Origin of the sequence: uncultured Psychroserpens sp. (genome assembly GCF_947500255.1) — a bacterium.
Taxonomy (GTDB): Bacteria; Bacteroidota; Bacteroidia; order Flavobacteriales; family Flavobacteriaceae; genus Psychroserpens.
In genome coordinates this window covers 256,210-276,285 of sequence record NZ_CANMRL010000006.1, presented here as the reverse complement: position 1 = coordinate 276,285, position 20,076 = coordinate 256,210, and the positions used below count along the sequence as shown (strand labels likewise).

Annotated in this window: 20 protein-coding genes and 1 tRNA gene; 12 read left to right on the top strand and 9 right to left on the bottom strand. The window is 33.4% G+C overall.

Annotated elements, in window-relative coordinates; genetic code table 11:
• Positions 1-344: 344 nt before the first annotated feature.
• Both Q0783_RS16445 and Q0783_RS16440 read right to left on the bottom strand, forming a co-directional pair.
• A complete protein-coding gene (locus Q0783_RS16445) occupies positions 345-1,862 on the bottom strand; it encodes an outer membrane protein transport protein (RefSeq protein ID WP_298896937.1) in 1,518 nt (505 codons plus the stop codon).
• 37 nt (positions 1,863-1,899) lie between these two features.
• A complete protein-coding gene (locus Q0783_RS16440; RefSeq protein WP_298896935.1) occupies positions 1,900-2,940 on the bottom strand; it encodes a hypothetical protein in 1,041 nt (346 codons plus the stop codon).
• A 100-nt stretch (positions 2,941-3,040) separates the two neighbouring features.
• Between Q0783_RS16440 and proS the strand changes: the two genes are divergently transcribed.
• The 3 genes from proS to rpsT all read left to right on the top strand — a co-directional run bounded on the left by proS (position 3,041) and on the right by rpsT (position 5,016).
• On the top strand, positions 3,041-4,519 hold the full coding sequence (proS, locus tag Q0783_RS16435) for a proline--tRNA ligase (protein WP_298896933.1): 1,479 nt from the start codon (positions 3,041-3,043) through the stop codon (positions 4,517-4,519).
• A gap of 144 nt (positions 4,520-4,663) precedes the next feature.
• A tRNA-Glu gene (locus tag Q0783_RS16430) sits at positions 4,664-4,735 on the top strand.
• 26 nt (positions 4,736-4,761) lie between these two features.
• A complete protein-coding gene (gene rpsT, locus Q0783_RS16425) occupies positions 4,762-5,016 on the top strand; it encodes a 30S ribosomal protein S20 (protein WP_230936704.1) in 255 nt (84 codons plus the stop codon).
• Between the two features lie 156 nt (positions 5,017-5,172).
• Here the strand turns inward: rpsT and rho are convergent, their stop codons facing one another.
• Positions 5,173-6,813: a transcription termination factor Rho gene (gene rho / locus Q0783_RS16420; protein ID WP_298896931.1), complete on the bottom strand. Its 1,641-nt coding sequence runs from the start codon at positions 6,811-6,813 to the stop codon at positions 5,173-5,175.
• Positions 6,814-7,034: 221 nt separating this feature from the next.
• On the opposite strand from rho, the gene Q0783_RS16415 reads away from it, so the two are divergent.
• Positions 7,035-7,445: a DUF4293 domain-containing protein gene (locus Q0783_RS16415; RefSeq protein ID WP_298896929.1), complete on the top strand. Its 411-nt coding sequence runs from the start codon at positions 7,035-7,037 to the stop codon at positions 7,443-7,445.
• 79 nt (positions 7,446-7,524) lie between these two features.
• Here the strand turns inward: Q0783_RS16415 and Q0783_RS16410 are convergent, their stop codons facing one another.
• Positions 7,525-8,019, bottom strand: coding sequence for a metallophosphoesterase family protein (locus tag Q0783_RS16410; protein ID WP_298896927.1), 495 nt, complete (start codon positions 8,017-8,019; stop codon positions 7,525-7,527).
• Between the two features lie 119 nt (positions 8,020-8,138).
• Between Q0783_RS16410 and truA the strand changes: the two genes are divergently transcribed.
• Both truA and Q0783_RS16400 read left to right on the top strand, forming a co-directional pair.
• Positions 8,139-8,888, top strand: coding sequence for a tRNA pseudouridine(38-40) synthase TruA (gene truA / locus Q0783_RS16405; protein WP_298896925.1), 750 nt, complete (start codon positions 8,139-8,141; stop codon positions 8,886-8,888).
• Entirely contained in the window at positions 8,889-10,655 is a 1,767-nt protein-coding gene (locus Q0783_RS16400; protein ID WP_298896923.1) for an ABC transporter ATP-binding protein, read from the top strand.
• A gap of 2 nt (positions 10,656-10,657) precedes the next feature.
• On the opposite strand, the gene Q0783_RS16395 is transcribed toward Q0783_RS16400, so the two are convergent.
• Genes Q0783_RS16395 through folP form a run of 5 tightly spaced genes read right to left on the bottom strand, consistent with a single transcriptional unit; the run spans position 10,658 to position 14,547 of the window.
• Positions 10,658-11,455: a DUF3667 domain-containing protein gene (locus tag Q0783_RS16395; protein WP_298760515.1), complete on the bottom strand. Its 798-nt coding sequence runs from the start codon at positions 11,453-11,455 to the stop codon at positions 10,658-10,660.
• Between the two features lies 1 nt (position 11,456).
• A complete protein-coding gene (locus Q0783_RS16390; RefSeq protein WP_298896921.1) occupies positions 11,457-12,257 on the bottom strand; it encodes a DUF3667 domain-containing protein in 801 nt (266 codons plus the stop codon).
• Positions 12,258-13,040 carry a diadenylate cyclase CdaA gene (cdaA, locus tag Q0783_RS16385; protein ID WP_230936712.1) on the bottom strand — a complete coding sequence of 261 codons (783 nt, stop codon included), beginning with the start codon at positions 13,038-13,040 and terminating at the stop codon, positions 12,258-12,260.
• A gap of 35 nt (positions 13,041-13,075) precedes the next feature.
• Positions 13,076-13,777: a hypothetical protein gene (locus Q0783_RS16380; protein ID WP_298896919.1), complete on the bottom strand. Its 702-nt coding sequence runs from the start codon at positions 13,775-13,777 to the stop codon at positions 13,076-13,078.
• A complete protein-coding gene (gene folP / locus Q0783_RS16375) occupies positions 13,777-14,547 on the bottom strand; it encodes a dihydropteroate synthase (protein WP_298760509.1) in 771 nt (256 codons plus the stop codon). The genes Q0783_RS16380 and folP overlap by 1 nt, the downstream gene beginning before the upstream one ends.
• A gap of 130 nt (positions 14,548-14,677) precedes the next feature.
• On the opposite strand from folP, the gene Q0783_RS16370 reads away from it, so the two are divergent.
• From Q0783_RS16370 to prmA, 6 genes are all read left to right on the top strand, one after another.
• On the top strand, positions 14,678-15,217 hold the full coding sequence (locus Q0783_RS16370) for a DUF1599 domain-containing protein (protein ID WP_298760507.1): 540 nt from the start codon (positions 14,678-14,680) through the stop codon (positions 15,215-15,217).
• Between the two features lie 47 nt (positions 15,218-15,264).
• On the top strand, positions 15,265-16,545 hold the full coding sequence (locus Q0783_RS16365) for a MauE/DoxX family redox-associated membrane protein (RefSeq protein WP_298896917.1): 1,281 nt from the start codon (positions 15,265-15,267) through the stop codon (positions 16,543-16,545).
• 21 nt (positions 16,546-16,566) lie between these two features.
• Complete coding sequence (locus Q0783_RS16360) at positions 16,567-17,643, top strand: ABC transporter permease (RefSeq protein WP_298896940.1); 1,077 nt, start codon at positions 16,567-16,569, stop codon at positions 17,641-17,643.
• A gap of 1 nt (position 17,644) precedes the next feature.
• Positions 17,645-18,136 (top strand): TlpA disulfide reductase family protein, encoded by a 492-nt coding sequence (locus tag Q0783_RS16355; protein ID WP_298896915.1) that lies wholly within the window; start codon positions 17,645-17,647, stop codon positions 18,134-18,136.
• Positions 18,137-18,172: 36 nt separating this feature from the next.
• The gene (tpiA, locus tag Q0783_RS16350; RefSeq protein WP_298896913.1) at positions 18,173-18,922 is read left to right on the top strand and encodes a triose-phosphate isomerase; all 750 of its coding nucleotides are present in this window, start codon (positions 18,173-18,175) and stop codon (positions 18,920-18,922) included.
• 114 nt (positions 18,923-19,036) lie between these two features.
• On the top strand, positions 19,037-19,873 hold the full coding sequence (gene prmA / locus Q0783_RS16345) for a 50S ribosomal protein L11 methyltransferase (RefSeq protein WP_298896911.1): 837 nt from the start codon (positions 19,037-19,039) through the stop codon (positions 19,871-19,873).
• Positions 19,874-20,076 lie beyond the last annotated feature (203 nt).

Genomic DNA, 20,076 nt, shown 5'->3' with positions numbered 1-20,076 from the left:
GGTTTGTAGTTGAGTATAATGAACCTAATACAGGTGACCGTAAAGAATTTAAAGCCCATTTTACCCTGAAAAGATAAGTTGGGAATAATAATAAATAAATCAATAAAAAAGCTATGCGCACATGCATGGCTTTTTTATTTATAACCTAATACCTTTTCGAGATAACATACTGTTTTAATAAACCAATATTATGATGTGATATGCTCTTTTATCTTAGTGTTACTAGTTTTATTTGGGTTTGGAATAAGAACTCTGGAAAAGTAATGTATTTATATACTATGTCTTATCAAATAAAAATGCCGAACAAACGTTCGGCATTTTTAATCTATGTTTTGTTTTTTAGATTACAAGTTAAAACCTAAGGTCAGCGTAATGTTAGAATTGTTTGTGTCTAAGGTCGCTGCATCAGTTAATCCAACAGAATATAACTGATTATTAGTTGTTCTCTCAGCTTGGTCATATGTAATGTCTAGTCTGGTGTTTCCAAAGTTATAACCTAAACCTAAAGAATAACCTGTTAAGTCTCCATAGAACGTATCGTCTTCGTAAGGACTTTCTTCAAACCTATATCCACCTCTAAAGCTAAATTGCTTAACTTTATATTCGCCACCAACTCTGTATGTATTCGCGATTTTGAAAACATCATCTATAATATCATTTTGAGTTGCAAAAAAGGCATCTGAAGTAGGTCTGAACTTAGTGTTTTTAAAATTCCTTCTTGAATAGTCGAAACTTAGTAACCCTTGTTCAGCAAAAACGTAAGCTAAACTTCCTGTAATTTTGCCAGGAGACTGTAGTCTATAATCTGGAAAGATATTTATGATATTTGGATTTATAAATGTGGAAATATTACCGCTTCCATCATTTCTTACCGTTTCTACATATTGCGAAGTTTCTTCTGTGATGGTCAACCATGTTGGTGAATTATATGTAAAACCAGCTCTTAATTCATTTGTAAGTTTTAAAATGGCTCCTAATTGAAAGGAAAACCCATTTCCAGTTGTCAGTAAATTATTGTCAAAGCCTACATTTGTTACTAAAGAACCAGCGTTAGAATTAGATTCATTAAAAGATGTGAATCTTTCATAATTGATGAAATGTGTATTTAAGTTTATACCCAAATACAGCCTATCATCATATTGAGCAGAAGCATTAAAACTAACTTTTCCATTATATCCTCTTGAGGTATAGTTATAATTTTGATTGAAAGTACCAGGAGCTATATTGGACGTGTATATTGTATTTTCATCAGTATTTGCATCTGGTTCTAAAATAAAAGATTCATATCCTAAAAATGCTTGTTGATTTCCAAAACCAAAAAACGCACCAATTTCTCCATATGCCTCAGATATGGTTTCGCCAGGAAAAGCAGATATTTCATCAAGTCTTTTGCCTTGTGCAAAAGCTAAAAAGTAGCTATCTATAGAATTTGTATTCTGTCCATTTGCTGACCACTGGTCATCATAGTTTGCAGTTTTATCATAAGCTACACTTAGTACAAATTTACGCCATGGTGAATTTTCATTATTGTTAGAAAAAACAAAAGCCGCACCACCTTGGTTTATGTCTGTTTTAGAATCTGAAGACGTGCTTTGTCCATTAAAATAGGTTACATCATTATCGATATTTAAACCCGAAAGTGATATCGATGCATGACTTCTACTAAAAATTGCAGAACCTGCTGGATTAATACTAACTGCAGACATATCGCCTCCAAGTGCACCAAAAGCACCACTTAGAGCTCTAAATCGAGCAGAACCTTGAATTTCATCTTGTGAATATCTTAGGGCATCAGAGATATCTTGAGCCATAATATTAGACATAGAAAGTACACCTATGACTAGTATAGTTAATTTTTTCATAGTAAAATTTTATAATTTTTCGATAAATAAATTTGGATTATCCTCTACGTCCACCACCTCTAGATGATGACCTAGATGAACCAGACGATCTTGAAGAGCCACCAGAACTTCTTACGGAGCTTCCTCTACTAGAAGATCTACTACTTCTTACGCTAGAGTTATTACTTCTACTCGGTCTAGTTCTTACACTAGAGTTATTACTTCTACCTGGACGCGTTCTAACATTGGAGTTGTTCCGCGTATTTGGTCTAGTTCTAATTCGAGTATTAGGTCTAGTTGTTCTAATTCGAGTGTTAGGTCTAGTTGTTCTAATCCTGGTATTACTTCTTGTATTACTTCTTATGCTTGTATTATTTCGTCGCGTATTTGCTCTTGTTAATGCTGCATTTGATCTGCTGCTATAAGCGCCTCTTCGTGTGGTTGCTCTATTGAGTCCATTAATAGATCCTCTTCTTCCATAGTTATAGGCTACATTATTGTAATAACCGTTGTTGAAGCCATATCCATAATACCCTGGAGGGCACCATGCGTTCCAGCCCCAGCCAAAACCTGCATTCCAGCCCCAGCCATTACCATAAAAGCCCCAGCCATTGTAAAAACCACCACCAAAACCATTATTGAAGCCGCCCCAAGGAGACCAACCAAACCTGTTCCATCTATTCCATCTATTCCATCCCCAATTATTCCAACCCCAATTGTTCCAACCCCAACCGTTGTTGATAATATTAATACTTACATTATCAGGATCTTGTCCCCAACCAGCATTACCAGTTTGAACTTCATCAGAAGGTTCATCATCATACTCGCCTACATATGAATCTATATCAGTGAATATCGCACTACCATCATCGGGAATGTTATCATACTGATCTGATTTTTCTGTAAAATAATCTTTAAAATAACTATTGTTTTCTGCAGGAACGGTTCTTGTTTCTTCATACACTACCTCACTGTCACTGTAGATACCATCACTGTCATAACCAACATATTGGTATGAACCACAAGAAGCCAACAGAAATGTTAAGCTTAGTGCAACAAAAAATGGAAATTTGTTCTGTATGTAATTGTTTAATTGCATATCTCTTGATTTTTATTGTTGAACATTACAAAAATAGTTAGTTTTGTTGAACTATTTTTTTATTTAACATTATCACAAATTTTGTGCCAAAACACTTAAAATGAGTAAAAACCTTACAAGTAGAGCAGAAGACTATTCGAAATGGTATAATGAATTGGTCGTAAAGGCCGATTTAGCTGAGAATTCAGCGGTAAGAGGATGTATGGTTATTAAACCTTATGGCTTTGCAATCTGGGAAAAAATGCAAGCAGAATTAGATAGAATGTTTAAAGAAACAGGACATCAAAATGCTTATTTTCCTCTTTTTGTGCCAAAAAGCTTGTTTGAAGCTGAAGAAAAAAATGCTGAAGGCTTTGCAAAAGAGTGTGCAGTGGTTACACATTACAGGCTGCAAAATGATCCAGATAATAAAGGAAAGCTTCGAGTTGATCCTGAGGCTAAACTAGAAGAAGAACTTGTTGTTAGACCTACAAGTGAAGCTATTATATGGAATACATATAAAGGATGGATTCAAAGTTATAGAGACTTACCAATTTTAATTAACCAATGGGCCAATGTGGTACGTTGGGAAATGAGAACGCGGTTATTTTTACGTACTGCTGAATTTTTATGGCAAGAGGGACATACTGCTCATGCGACTAAAAAAGAAGCACTAGTTGAAGCAGAACTCATGAATAATGTCTACGCAGAATTTGCTGAAAATTTTATGGCTATACCAGTTATAAAAGGTGTGAAAACAGAAAGTGAGCGTTTTGCAGGTGCTGAAGAAACCTATTGTATTGAGGCTTTAATGCAAGACGGAAAGGCATTACAGGCTGGAACATCTCATTTCTTAGGGCAAAATTTTGCTAAGGCCTTTGATGTTAAATTTACTAACAATGAAGGGAAGTTGGATCATGTTTGGGCAACGTCGTGGGGTGTTTCAACGCGATTAATGGGAGCTTTAATTATGACACACAGTGATGATAAAGGTTTGGTGTTACCTCCAAATTTAGCACCTTTTCAAGTGGTGATTGTTCCTATTTATAAAAATGACGAGCAGCTAGATACTATTACTGAAAAGGCAAATGGTATCATAAAAGAATTAAAAACTCTAGGCGTCACTTGTAAATTTGATTCTAGAACAACGCATAGACCAGGGGCTAAGTTTGCGCAGCATGAATTGCAAGGAGTACCTTTAAGAATAGCTATTGGTCCTAAAGATCTAGAAAATGGAACAGTAGAATTAGCTAGGCGTGATACTTTAAGCAAAGAAACTGTGTCAATGTCTGAACTGTCATCTACAATAAGTTCATTATTAGGAGTGATTCAAGATGAACTATTTAATAAAGCGCTTAATTTTAGAGATACGCATATCACTGAAGTTGATGATTTTGAAACATTCAAAGATGTTTTAGAGTCCAAAACTGGTTTTATTTCTGCACATTGGGATGGTACTGCGGAGACAGAACAAAAAATAAAAGAGTTGACAAAGGCGACCATTAGATGTATACCAATGGATGCTAAAACTATAGATGGAGTCTGCGTTTACAGTGGGAAACCATCAACGAAAAGGGTGTTATTTGCTAAGGCGTATTAAATTTTTTTTAAAAAAGTTTATTTAGGTGTTGCAACATTTAAAAATAGTTGTATTTTTGCATCCGCAATGAGTAATTGCATGTTCATTTGAAATTGTAGTTAGAACACTAATAAAATGTCCAACTACAAATGAAATAACTCAAATGGCCCGTTCGTCTATCGGCTAGGACGCCAGGTTTTCATCCTGGTAAGAGGGGTTCGATTCCCCTACGGGCTACAATTTTTAATAAGAAAGAAAATACAATGGCAAATCATAAGTCAGCATTAAAAAGAATTAGAAGTAACGAAGCTAAACGTTTACGTAATAGATACCAACACAAAACTACTCGTGGAGCTATCAAGAGATTACGTGATATGGAAAAGGCTAAAGACGCAAAAGAGTACTTGCCTTCAGTTATTTCAATGATAGATAAATTAGCTAAGAACAATATCATTCATGATAATAAAGCAGCTAATTTGAAGTCGAAATTAACTAAGCATGTAGCTTCCCTAAGCTAACAAGAACTTATTATAATTAAAATTATAAAAGCTTCTCATTGTGAGAAGCTTTTTTTATGTGATGTATTCTCAACAAACGAGTTATTTGTTTTTATTCATAAAAAAAACTCTTAATACTATATTAAGAGTTTTTTGTTGTATTAAGTTTTTATGTATTTAGCCATTCATAGATACCAAAAACTCTTCATTATTTCTTGTTTGTTTAAATCTATCGTTAATAAATTCCATAGCTTCTACAGGATTCATATCGGCAAGATATTTTCTCATTACCCACATTCTTTGAATTGTAGTTTCATCTAATAGGATATCATCACGACGTGTACTAGATGATGTTAAATCAATTGCAGGGAAAATACGACGGTTAGATATCTTACGATCTAATTGCAATTCCATATTACCTGTTCCTTTAAATTCTTCGAAGATAACTTCGTCCATTTTAGAGCCAGTTTCTGTTAATGCTGTAGCAATTATAGTTAATGAACCACCATTTTCTATATTACGGGCAGCACCAAAAAATCGTTTTGGTTTATGAAGCGCATTTGCGTCTACACCACCACTTAATATTTTTCCAGATGCTGGTTGAACTGTATTGTAAGCTCTTGCCAAACGTGTAATTGAATCTAATAAGATGACTACATCATGACCACACTCTACAAGGCGTTTCGCTTTTTCTAATACAATATTCGCAATTTTCACATGCTCATGTGCTTCCTTATCAAAGGTAGAAGCAATTACTTCACCACGAACATTACGTTGCATATCTGTTACCTCTTCTGGGCGTTCGTCAATTAATAAAATCATTTGATATACTTCAGGATGATTTGCAGCAATAGCATTTGCAACATCCTTTAATAACATGGTCTTACCAGTTTTTGGCTGAGAAACAATCATACCACGTTGTCCTTTTCCGATAGGAGAAAACAAATCCATGATACGTGTTGAAATCGTACTTTGCTTTTCTGCAATATTGAATTTTTCCTGAGGAAACAGAGGTGTTAAATGTTCAAAAGATACACGATCTCTTACAACTTCTGGTTTTTGACCATTAATTTTACTAACCTTGATTAAGGGGAAATATTTCTCGCCTTCTTTTGGTGGTCTTACATGACCTAGAACTGTATCTCCTGTTTTTAATCCAAATAGACGAATTTGAGACTGAGATACGTAAATATCATCGGGTGACGATAGATAGTTATAATCAGATGAACGTAAAAATCCGTAACCATCTTGCATAATATCTAATACACCTTCACTTTCAATGATAGCATCAAATTCAAAATCTGGCTCTCTATAACGGTTGCGACTGTCTTTGTTACCGTTGTTTTTATGTTGATTACCATCTTTAGAGCGCGGATTGTTCTGTTTATTATCATTCTTCTGACGATTATTTTGCTTATTGTCATTAGAGTTTTTAGAACGATTATCACCTCTCTGATTATTGTTTCTATTGTCTTTTTTGTCCTTAGGATGAGATTTAGGAGAGTTATCCTCTTTTTTCTCTTCTAGGTTCATCTTCTGCTGCTGTGCAGGTTTTTGATCCTGTTTTTGATCATCTTGTTTTTTTTCAACACGAGCTCTAGGCTTTCTTTGTTGCGGTGCAGGTTTCTTCTGTTCCTGTTTCTGAGCAGGAGCTGCTACTTCTTTTTTTACAGCATCTGGATTGGCTGCTTGGAAGTCTAAGATTTGGTAAACGAGATCCAGTTTTTTTAACGAACGGTATTTAGGAACGTTCAATTTTTGAGCGATTTCCTGAAGTTCAGGAAGCTTCTTTGCTTTTAATTCGGAAATTTCGAACATGTATAATGTGTACTAATTAAGTTTATTCTTTGAAATGGATTAGTTTCTTACTTTTCTGAAAAATATAAAATGGGAAAAATTTGAAAAAAATCTGAAGATTAACAACCTGCTACACTGTAGGTAACGCATTGTTTATGCAATAATACAATTTTATTTTTAAAATTTAATACTACTTTTAAAAAGAAACTATTAATTTTGTGCCTTATTATTGATAATTATAAATGATTCAACGTATACAATCCATATATCTTTTATTTGCAGCAGGAGTTTCTGCAGGTTTAATATTTGTATTTCATTTGTGGACTAAGGTAGAAGATGTTGTGGTTTACGCAAAAGATGAACACTTGTATTTAGGTTTGTTTTTAGGATCTGCTTTATTATCTTTAATTTCAATTTTTTGTTTTAAAAATAGGAAGCTTCAATTTGTTTTGGGCCGACTCAACATCATATTAAACTTTATTTTATTAGGATTTTTTGTATATCAATTGCTAATGCCACCTGGAGAGAGTCAAATCTCAGAGAAAGGTGTTGGGATATTCATACCTATTTTATCTATCGTGTTATTGGTCTTAGCCAATAAAGCCATAAAAAAGGATGAAGACCTCGTGAAATCTGTTGATCGATTACGATAAACCCTATTATCTTAATTATTTTAGTGCGTAAACCCAAGGTGAAGACCTTGGGTTTTTTTATTGTTTTTAAAAGGTTGAATTATCTTTTTGGAAACTCTATGACTTCAAGGTTCTCAATTTTTTTGCCATCTATTGTAAAACGAAGCATTGTTCTTATTTTATGAAAGCCATGCTTGCCTACTGCGCCTGGATTCATGTGGATTAAATTATAACGCTTATCAGGTATAACCTTTAAAATATGTGAATGTCCAGAAATAAAAATGCGAGGAGGATGCTCTTTGATTATATGTCGAGTCCGCATATTATATTTTGGAGGGTAGCCACCAATATGAGTTATCCAAACATCAACGCCTTCACACATGAACCGATTATTTTCAGGAAATTCAACTCTAGCTTTCGCATCATCAATGTTTCCATAAACAGCACGCAAAGGCTTAAGCGCTTTGATAGCATCTGTAACGCTTAAATCTCCAATGTCTCCAGCATGCCATACTTCATCTGCTTGTTTAACATATTTTAAAATAGCTTCATCGATGTAACTATGTGTATCTGATAGCAGTAGGATTTTTGTCATAAAATGGCTTCATTTTGTAGTTGTAAGGTTTTCTTCGGAAAACCTTTTAATTATGTTAATAGCGATTATAAAGCGACAAAAACATTTATCTTTGTGCTTTTACAAAAGTAAGGTTTCTATTGCGTTTTTTTATCGAATTATCATACAACGGAAAAGCATATCATGGGTGGCAAAATCAGCCTGACGCCATTTCTGTACAGGAAGTTGTAGAGAAGGCTTTATCGACTTTATTGAAACATGATATTTCAATAATGGGAGCAGGTAGAACAGATGCTGGAGTTCATGCCTCGCAGCTATTTGCTCATTTTGATACCGAACAGAAGTTTTCAGATAATTTTGTATTCAAGTTGAATTCTTTCCTTCCGAAGGATATTGCTGTTAAAAACATATTTGAAGTTTCTAATGATGCTCATGCACGTTTTGACGCTTTGAGTAGAACATATCATTATAGGGTTTCTACCAAAAAAAATGTCTTCAATTTTGATTTTTCCTATGCTCTACATAAACCATTGGATGTGGAGTTAATGAACAAAGCTTGCGATATCCTATTGCAGTATAGCGATTTTCAATGCTTTTCGAAGGTAAATACAGATGTAAAAACGTATCATTGTAAACTCATGCAAGCTCATTGGACTATTGAGAACAACGAACTATTATTTACGATCAAAGCAGATCGTTTTCTAAGAAATATGGTTCGCGCTATAGTTGGCACACTCATTAACATTGGTTTAGGTAAGTTAGAATTGGAATGTTTGCATGATATTATAAAATCTAAAGATAGAAGTGAGGCCGGTTTTTCGGTCCCTGCTCACGGGTTATATCTCGTTAATGTAGACTATCCAAAACATATAAAACTAGAAGGAAATTAAATGGAAAACAAAAAGACTAAAGCTTTTGATTTAACATTATTCAAGCGATTACTACAGTACATTAAGCCTTACAAGTTAGTGTTTTTTGGATCCTTGCTATGTGTTATTGGTCTTGCTCTTTTTGGAGTTGCTCGACCATTAGTTCTCCAAAAAGCTATTGATGACTATGTTGTTATAAAAGCTTATGACGGATTTCTATTTTGGATTTTAGTAATGTTAGGCCTATTGATTTTTGAAGTAATAAGTCAATTATTATTTATTTATTATGCAAGTTGGTTAGGGCAATCTGTTGTTAAAGACATTCGCGTCAAATTGTATGACCATGTTCTGAATTTTAAAATGAAATATTATGATAACTCCTCAGTTGGAGTTTTAATCACAAGAACAGTTACAGATATGGAGCGTATTGCTGATATCTTTGGGCAAGGACTGTTTATGATTTTTAGCGATCTTCTTAAAATGTTAGCAGTTGCTGCAGCTATGTTTTATTTAAATTGGAAATTGAGCCTAATTGCTTTTGCAACCATGCCTATTATCTTATTTGCGACAAAGATATTTCAGAAATATATGAAACGTGCTTTTGAAGAGGTGCGTAATGAAGTGTCTAATTTGAATTCTTTTGTGCAAGAGCGTGTTACAGGAATGAAAATACTTCAACTATTTACTAGAGAAGATACAGAATTTGAAAAATTTAAAGCTATAAATGAGCGTCACAAAAAGGGTTGGTTAAAAACCGTATGGTATAACTCTGTATTTTTTCCTATTGCTGATTTATTGTCTTCCATTACATTGGGAACTATTGTTTGGGTAGGAGGATTAATGGTAGTTTTTAAAAATACAGTTACCATAGGAGATTTAACAGCTTTTATCATGTTTGTGCCTATGTTGTTTAGACCTTTAAATCAGATAGCCAATAAATTCAACACCCTCCAAATGGGAATGGTGGCAGCCGATCGTGTATTTAAAGTTTTAGACACTACATCACAAATAGATGATTCTGGGGAAGCGATTGCTCAAGAGTTTAGAGGTGATATAACATTTAAAGAGGTGCGCTTTTCATATATTAAAGATGAAGAGGTTCTTAAAGGTATTTCATTAGATGTTAAGGCAGGAGAAACAGTTGCTATTGTTGGAGCTACAGGTGCTGGAAAGTCAACTATCATCAATTTATTAAACCGTTTTTACGATATTAATGATGGTACGATTTGTATTGATGGGACAGATATCAAAAGTTTAACTTTAAAATCATTGCGTTCACAAATTGCTGTAGTACTTCAAGATGTGTTCTTGTTTGCTGACACTATACTTAATAATATCACACTTAAAAACCCTCATATTTCAGAAGAGGAAGTTATACAAGCTGCTAAAGATATTGGAATCCATAAATTCATATCAAGCCTTCCTAATGGCTATCATTATAATGTTAAAGAACGCGGAGCTATGTTGTCTTCTGGTCAACGTCAACTTATTTCATTTCTTAGAGCTTATGTGACCAATCCGAGCATACTTGTTCTGGATGAAGCAACTTCATCTGTCGATTCTTATTCTGAACAATTGATACAGGATGCGACAGACAAAATTACTGAAGGTCGCACGTCAATTGTTATTGCACACCGTTTAGCAACAATCCAACAAGCAGATCAAATTATTGTTATGGATGCTGGGAAAATTGTAGAAAAAGGTACACACAAAGAGTTGCTTAAAGTTGAAAACGGTTACTACAGAAACCTTTATGAGGTACAGTTTTTGAAAGCTGAAGCTGTCTAAAATTATTTTTTGGGAATATAATCTTTTATACCTCCAGTGGCTATTAAGAATATAGTCATGATGATTACGAGTATAATATAAAGTGCTATAAACACAGCAAAGAACAGTAAAACCTTTAGAAATAATTGTAACGCGCTTAGCTTAAATATACGTTTTAGTGCATAGCAATGATAGGCAAAGATAATAACATAAAATAGCATACTATAAACCAAATAATGCTCAGGTATTACTAATAGTACTAGTATACCAACAATGACCGAGGTCGAAAGTAATGCCGACATACTATACATGTAAAGGATAATATGTTCGGTTAAATTATAGCGTTTGTCATAGAAAACAACAGCCGATACAATGGCCAGTATAGGTATCATTGCTGAGATAATCAATGAATTATATTCAAAGGCACTGCCTCCATTTGCCATATCGGCTAACATTTTTTGAGAAGTTGGATTATTGAATATTTCAGAAGTAAACAACTTTGAAAAATCGAGGTACTCTAAATAGTATTTTTTTATAATAAATATAGATAATCCACTTAATGTTAAGGTGATACCTAAAAAACTCAAAGGGTTCACATAACGTTTTCGTACGCCTTGCACATAGCTGTCAATAACAGCTTCTGGTTTTTTAAATAAATCTATAAATGTGCGAAGCAATTTATTATCATAATTGAAAAAGGTCTCACTAATGTGCTCAAAAAGGTTTCTGAAAGTAAGACGATTTCGTATTACTTTTCCGCCACAATTATTACAAAAATTGCTTTCTGAAGCGAGTTCGATATGGCAGTTTTTACAATTCATATTAGTGTAAATCTATTGGTTTTATTTGACCTGTGGCGCCCAAGTAGATGCCGTATAAAATTCCTATTATAGCAGCAAATACTAGCATAACTACAAGAACAATAAGATAATAGGCAACCACTCTTATAAATGCATTAAAGGTCTTTATATCAAAAAGTCTTTTAAATACGTAGGTCATGTAAATCAACATTGGGATGATGGCAAACTGAGAAAAGACATTATAATTAATGCTAAAAAAGATCGAAATCATGCTTAACACAAACCAAAAGATAAGAAAATGAGCATTGGTATAGATGTTAATGACAAAATGTTCGGCAAGATTATAGCGATTCGAATCTAAAAATAATAGTTTAGAGCTTAGTGCATAAACAGGAATAAATACAAGAGTTAATAAACCTTGATATTGATAAAAATTATCAATAAATGTTTCTGGGTTAAACATTTGATTATTTACAGGTACTGAATTTTCAATAAGGTCACCTACACTAAGTAATTGAGGAAAGAAGCGTCTGAATACAAAAAATTGCAATCCAATAAGTGTAATTGTTAAGCCAAAGTAACTAACAACGTTAACATACTTTCTTCTAAAACCTTGATTATAACTATTGATTACGCTTTCTGGTCTTAGGGTAAGATCTCGAAATGTTTTGATGAATTTATTGTCATAACTTAAGAAATTGGAAAAAAATAAAGCAACAATAGACTTTACTGTAAGTCGATTTGCATTGATACGTTCACCGCAATTTGAGCAGAAATGATCAAAGTCTCCTGAAAGTTGACTATTACAATTCTTGCAATTCATTTAAGTCAGGTCTTTATAAAGTAGGGTAGTGAGCTCTTGAATATCTTCAAACATGACAAATTCTCCATTTTTTAAATAAGAAATCTGCCCAGTTTCTTCACTAACAGCTAAAGCAACGGCATCTGTTTTTTCGGTAATACCAACTGCTGCACGATGACGTAAGCCAAAACGCTGTGGAATGGTCTTCTCATTATTTACTGGTAAAATAACACGTGTGGCTTTTACCACATTATTTTCAATAATAATGGCACCATCATGTAACGGACTATTTTTAAAGAATATACTTTCAATGATAGGTTGGGTTACTTTTATGTTCATTTCGTCACCTGTATTGACCAAAAAATCAAGATTATTATTGCGTTCTATAACAATAAGTGCTCCTGTTTTTGATTTCCCCATGCGTTCACAAGCATTTACAAGAGCATTAATATCAGTTTCGGTCTCGACTTCTGTTTTTAAGAATTTCATTTTCTTGAAAAACTTTCCACGACCACTTAAATTGGTGGAGCCAACCATGAGGAGGAATTTCCGTATTTCGGGTTGAAACACAACTATAAGTGCAATAATTCCAACTTTAATGAAGCCATCAAAAATGCGATGCAGCATGTACATGTCTAGAAAATCGGTGACTCTCCAAACAAGATAAATAATAATGATTCCAATAAAAATATTAACAGCAACGGTGCCTTTAACAAGCTTATAGACATAGTAGAGAAGAATAGCGACCAGAAAAACGTCGATAAAGTCTATAATCCCAAAATCCCAAAATTTGAATTTCTCCAAGGCTAGCGTGTTTCTGTAAATGTAATAATTATTGCTTAATAAATGAATTCTCTATTATCGATTCTGACACCGTTAATTTTTATATCTTTTGTAGCGGCTTTAAAATCTATGTAATCTTGAAAACTTAAATCCTTTTGAAAGTTCAAATAGACTATTAGCGAATCCTTAGTGTTGTTTTTTTGTATAGATTTTAAATAATCATTAAAATCTGAATAATTTATTAGTTTTAACTCAGGCTGATTCGATTTGTTGAATGTAACTGAACGGATTTTTCGGTCTTTATAAATTTCTGGATGAATAAAAATCCTATCAGAAAATAATTGTGATGTATTACTAAGTACAGATGCCGAATAATCTTCAGTATAGTGAATCTCAGTAAACTCCAAAAATCCCAAATTTTCGATACTCGTATCATTACAGGTATAGTAATTTTTGGCATTTTCATTTTTATGCATTTTCGCATTTCGCTTTTTATTCTGTAAGAATTTGATCTTCGGAATGGCTTGTTCGAGAGTTAAACGCTTGTCCACATTAATTAACCAATTGGTTGTGCTAATTAAATTTTTTCGATTGAGTTCCACACTGTCAGGTTGAGTTTCATCATAAAACAAATAGGCATGCGATACATCATGAATTTCGGTGATTTCTGCATGTTCAATTTCAGGAAGTAGTACTGATTTTCCTTTTCCGCAGGAGAATAAAGTAACAGCAATAAGTAAGATATATAAATGTTTCATTAGTGTAATTGTTGAGTAAGTGTTATACATTCCATTGCTTCTTTAACATCATGAACTCTTAAGATACTGGCACCTTTTTGTAGTGCAATAGTATTTAGAACTGTAGTCCCATTAAGTGCATCTTCTGCAGAACTATCAAGTGTTTTATAGATCATCGATTTACGAGATACACCAGCTAAGACTGGCAGATCGGTCATTTTTAAAAGCTCTAATCTATTAAGTAATTCGAAATTTTGTTCTATAGTTTTTGCAAATCCGAAACCAGGATCTACTATAAGATCGACGATTCCTAAATCTCTAGCTTTGGCTATACGTTCAGAAAAATAAAAAAGGACATCCTTGATTAAATCATCATAATCGGTCATTTGCTTCATCGTCTGTGGCGTGCCTCTCATATGCATCATAATATAAGGAACCTTGAGCTTTGCAACTGTGTTTAGCATCTGATGATCTAAATGACCTGCAGAAATATCATTAATTAAACACGCTCCAGCATCAATGGCTTGTTTTGCGACTTCACTACGGAAGGTGTCAATAGATAATAATACATCAGGGAAATTTTTAATAACCAGTTCGACAATTGGGAGGACACGCTTTAATTCTTCGGCTTCACTTATATGGTCGGCATTAGGTCTAGAGCTATATCCACCAACATCAATAAACGTTGCGCCATCACTCAACATAGTCTCTACTTGTCGTATAACCATAGATTTATTTCTAAAGCGTCCTCCATCATAAAATGAATCTGGAGTGACGTTTAAAATACCCATAACTTTCGGTTGGTTTAGGTCTATTAACTGCCCTTTACAATTGATGTTTTTGCTCAAAATTATATAGTGAGGTTAAAGTTTTTAAATCTGATTAATTTATGCGAAATTTACGGAAAATTAAATGTTTTAAATGCAAGATACTTCAAAACAATATGATGATGTGATTTCGCAATGCCGAAGTCTGTTTGTTAACAAAATGAAAGACTACGGAAGTGCATGGCGAATTTTGAGATTACCATCTTTAACCGATCAAATTTTTATAAAGGCTCAGCGTATAAGAGGTCTACAGCAAAATAGTGAACGTAAGGTGGATGAAGGGGAAGTAAGTGAGTTTATTGGGATTATCAATTATTGCACTATGGCTTTAATACAATTGGATAAAGGCGTTGTTGAGCAACCAGATTTGTCGTTAGAAGAAGCCACAGCACTTTACGATGGAAAAGTTGCTGTAACTAAGCAATTAATGATGGATAAAAATCACGATTATGGCGAAGCTTGGAGAGATATGCGTGTGAGTAGTTTAACCGATTTGATTTTGCAAAAACTATTGCGTGTAAAACAAATTGAAGACAACTCAGGAAAAACTTTAGTGAGTGAAGGTATAGATGCCAATTATCAAGATATGATCAATTATTCGGTGTTTGCATTAATTCATCTTAATAACGAATAATATCAAGGCATTAAAAGTAGCTGTTTATTAAACTAATAGAATTCAAAATGAAAATATTTATAACCATATCAAGACTTATTGTAGGAAGCTTATTTATTGTTTCAGGTTTAATTAAGTGTAATGATACAATTGGATTTTCATACAAACTCAATGATTATTTTGCCCATGATGTTTTAAATATGGAGTTTTTGATTCCATATTCTTTAGCATTAGCAGTATTTATTTGTGTGGTTGAGGTGGTTCTAGGAGTTGCAGTTCTTTTTGGATTAAAAACAAAACTCTCCACAGTATTGATTTTACTAATGATGCTGTTTTTTACATGGCTGACATGGTACACTTCAAGTTGCTTAGAAGCACAAGATGCTGCTGGCAGACTGGGAGAAGAGTTTAATAAAAATTGTGTAAAAGATTGTGGTTGCTTTGGCGATGCTTTAAAATTAGAACCTAAGGAGTCTTTTTATAAGGATCTGTTTTTGCTCATATTTACGATTCCGCTATTCATTTTTGGTATTAGAAATAAGATACCAAAAAATGATAAGAAGCAGGATCATTTTTATATTATTGGATCATTGATCCTTATTTTCCTGTTTGGAGTTTTATATATTGGATGGTGGTTTAGTTTACTATTTTCTATTGTTTTATTTGGTATTGTATACCTGCTTAAACATAAAATGAAAGGAGACTGGTTAACGCTCTTAGCGGCTTACATGCTGTCTTTGGCTTTTGCTTATTATTGTTTGCAAAATCTACCTTTTACAGATTTTAGAGCTTATAAAATTGGTGACAATCTTCAGGAAAATATGACCTTGCCTCCAGATGCTCAAAAAGAAATAAGTGATTACACTTGGACGTATAAATTAAATGGTGAAGAGAAAACCTTAACAGATCGTGGTCGTGGTCCTAAAGAATATGACGAAATTATAGGAGTAAAAACCGAAGTTGTTAAGAAAGGGGATGAACCAAAAATTCAGGATTTTACGATAGAATCTGAAGATGAAGATTTAACACAGCAGTTTTTAGCTGAAGATAAATTAGTAATCATCGTTTGTTATAGTTTAGAAAAAGCCGAAACCGAAGGTATGCAAGCGCTTAAAACTATGACGAAACGAGCACAAGATAATGGTTATCCAGTGATTGGATTGACGGCTTCGGGTCAACAAAAAAAGAAAGAAATTCAAGACACCTATAAATTAGATGTCGATTTTTACCTATGTGACGAAAAAGTACTAAAAACTGTAGTACGAGCTAATCCTGGAGTTATTGTTTTAGAAAAAGGAACAGTTACTCAAAAAGCACATTGGAATGATCTAGAAGATTTAGAGTTTTAATTAATTACTAATAACAACTATCTGTTTAGTTATATCTTAAATAAAGCCTTTTATGCATTGCTTACTCTTTTTGGAGTAGTGACTGTAATTTTTTTCTTATTTAATGTACTACCAGGAGACCCAGCACAAATGATGTTAGGGCAAAATGAAGATAGCGAACAAATTGCAGCTGTAAAGGCTAAGTATGGCTTTGATCAACCTATTTCAACGCAGTATTTATATTACTTAAACGATTTGTCACCATTATCATTTCATTCTACTAATGAAGATGATTATACATTTTTACGAGACGGAAAGTACAGTGCGTCTCAACTGTTCACTGTCGGACAAACAACTACAGTTGTCAAATTTCCATATTTGAGAGAATCTTTCACAAAACAGGGAAAGAAAGTGTCACAAGTCATTGGAGAAACACTACCCAATACTTTCGTTTTAGCGGTATCGGCTATTTTTATTGCCATCGTTTTAGGAATTATCTTCGGAATTATTTCTGCCCTTTACAAAGACCAGTGGATTGATAAAACGATTCAAATTTTTAGTACCTTCGGAATGAGTGTGCCCTCCTTTTTTAGTGCTATCTTATTTGCCTGGTTATTTGGTTTTGTTTTACATGAGTATACCAATTTAGAAATGACAGGAAGCTTATACGAACTAGACGACTTTGGTGAGAAAGTCAATATCCAATGGAAAAACTTAATTCTCCCAGCTATTGTTTTAGGAATTCGTCCGTTGGCTGTTGTGATTCAGTTGATGCGAAATTCTTTATTAGAAGTATTTAATCAAGATTATATTAGAACCGCCAGAGCAAAGGGGTTGAGTGAATTTCAAGTGATAAAAAGACATGCAGTAAAAAATGCGTTAAATCCAGTAGTAACTGCAATATCAGGATGGTTTGCATCAATGTTGGCAGGTGCGGTATTTGTAGAATATATCTTTGGGTGGAATGGCCTCGGAAAAGAAATTGTTAATGCATTAAACACTTTAGATTTACCAGTAATTATGGGATCTGTTTTGGTCATTGCAATGCTCTTTATCATCATTAACATTTTTGTAGATGTCATCTATGGATGGCTGGATCCAAAAGTAAAATTAGAATAATATGAAAAAGATTTTAACCATATGTTGTTTGAGCATCTTCTTTTTAAGTTGTGAAGCACAACCAGATCCAACGAGCTTCTCCTCAGAAGCTCTAAACGATACGTTTGTCAATAGTGAAGGCGAATCTGTAACTCTTCAATCTATTCTAGATAGTCATAAAGGAAAAACTGTTTTAATAGATGTTTGGGCCAGCTGGTGTAGAGACTGTATTGTAGGTTTACCCAATCTTAAAAAACTCCAAGATGAACATACAGAAGTGGTGTATTTGTTTTTATCTATGGACAAAACCCAAAAAAGTTGGAAAGCTGGAATTGAAAAATATGAAATTAAAGGGGAGCACTATTTTATGCCCTCAGGATGGGATGGTGCCTTTAGTGATTTTATAGATCTAGATTGGATCCCAAGATATATGATTGTAGATGAAGATGGGAAGATTAAATTATTTCGAGCTGTAAAAATTAGTGATCCAAAAATAAAAGAACATTTAAAATAAATTAGCCGTTTCTTCGGTAATATAAAAGTATAGAACATGAGAAAGCATATCGTAGCAGGAAACTGGAAAATGAATAATGGTTTAATACAAACAGAAACCTTGATTTCAGAATTAAAACAACAGGAGCAAACTTCCGATGCAGAAGTGATGATTGCTCCATCATTTACAAACTTATGGCATGCTTTTGAATCAACTAGACAACACGATATTGAGGTCGTTGCTCAAAACATGCACTTTTCTGAAAATGGTGCCTACACAGGAGAAGTGAGTGCAGGAATGTTAAAAAGTATAGGAATAAAAACAGTGATTTTAGGGCATAGTGAACGCCGTGCCTACTATAATGAAACTGATGAATCGTTAGCTAAAAAAGTAGATGCAGCTTTGCAAAACAATATGCGAATCATTTTTTGTTTTGGTGAAGAGTTGTCAGATCGTAAATCTGGAAATGAAGAGACTGTTGTAGAAAACCAGATTAAAAATGCATTGTTTCATCTAGAAGCTTCTGCGTTCAAAAATATAGTACTGGCATATGAACCTGTTTGGGCTATTGGTACAGGAGAAACTGCATCTCCTGAGCAAGCACAAGATATGCATGCGTTTATTAGAACAACTTTAGGTCATAAATATGGTTCTGCAATTGCTGACGATATGACCATTCTGTATGGCGGAAGTGTAAAGCCAGGAAACGCCAAAGAGATTTTTGGAAAACCTGATGTTGATGGTGGATTGATTGGAGGCGCATCTCTTAACGCAGAAGATTTTTATGCGATTGTAAACGCATTTTAATGTATCAAAAGGTTTTATAACTGTTCAAAATATAAGGAACTGATTTCAGTTTTAAGAGTAATAAAACAATAGTTTGATGAAATTACATGTAACTTTGTAATCTAAACCAGTTACATGTCAAATACAATATACATAGGTTATTATTTCAAAGTACAACCACTTCAACCTGCTGTAGAGATCCTCATTGCAGAATTAGGTTATGCAGGTTTTGAAAGTTTTGTTGAAACTGAAACTGGTGTGACTGCCTACATTCAGAAAGAGGAGTGGAATGAATATATTCTTGATGGTGTTTGGATTTTAGATTCTGAAGAATTTGAGATATCATTTACCTTTGAAGAGATAGAACAAACCAATTGGAATGCCGAATGGGAAAAAAATTTTAGCCCAATTATTGTTGATAATAAATGTTCGGTTCGAGCCCCTTTTCATGATAAACCAGATACAGAGTATGACATTATCATAGAACCCAAAATGAGTTTTGGAACAGGTCATCATGAGACTACCCATATGATGATTCAATATATTCTGAAAAATGATTTTAAAGATAAATCAGTTTTAGATATGGGATGTGGCACAGGTGTTTTGGCTATTCTTACCGAAATGAAAGGCGCAAAACCTATTGATGCCATCGACTATGATAATTGGTGTTATCTCAATAGCCTTGAAAACGTCGAGCGTAATAATTGTAAACATATTACTGTTCTTGAAGGTGACGCAAGCCTCCTGCTTGGAAGACATTATGATATAGTTATTGCCAATATCAATCGAAATATTTTATTGAATGATATGGAAACCTACGTCAATACTTTGAATGATAAGGGTGTTTTGTTTTTAAGCGGATTTTACAATGATGATATTTCTATTATTAATACCAAATGTGAAACATATGGTTTAAAGCATGTGGAGACTTTGCAAAGAAATAATTGGGTCGCTTTAAAATTTGAAAAATAGATAATTTTCAGTAATTTTTATAAACTTCGACGAAAAGCTCAAAATTTTAACAATAAAATTGAAAATAATTTTAAAATTACGGAAAAACCGTAATTTTTTTATTTAAGAAATATTTAACTTCGCATTGATAATTATCAAAGACTAAATGATGAATAATTAACCATAAAATTAGTATTTATTATATAGCTCATCCCATTTACGTA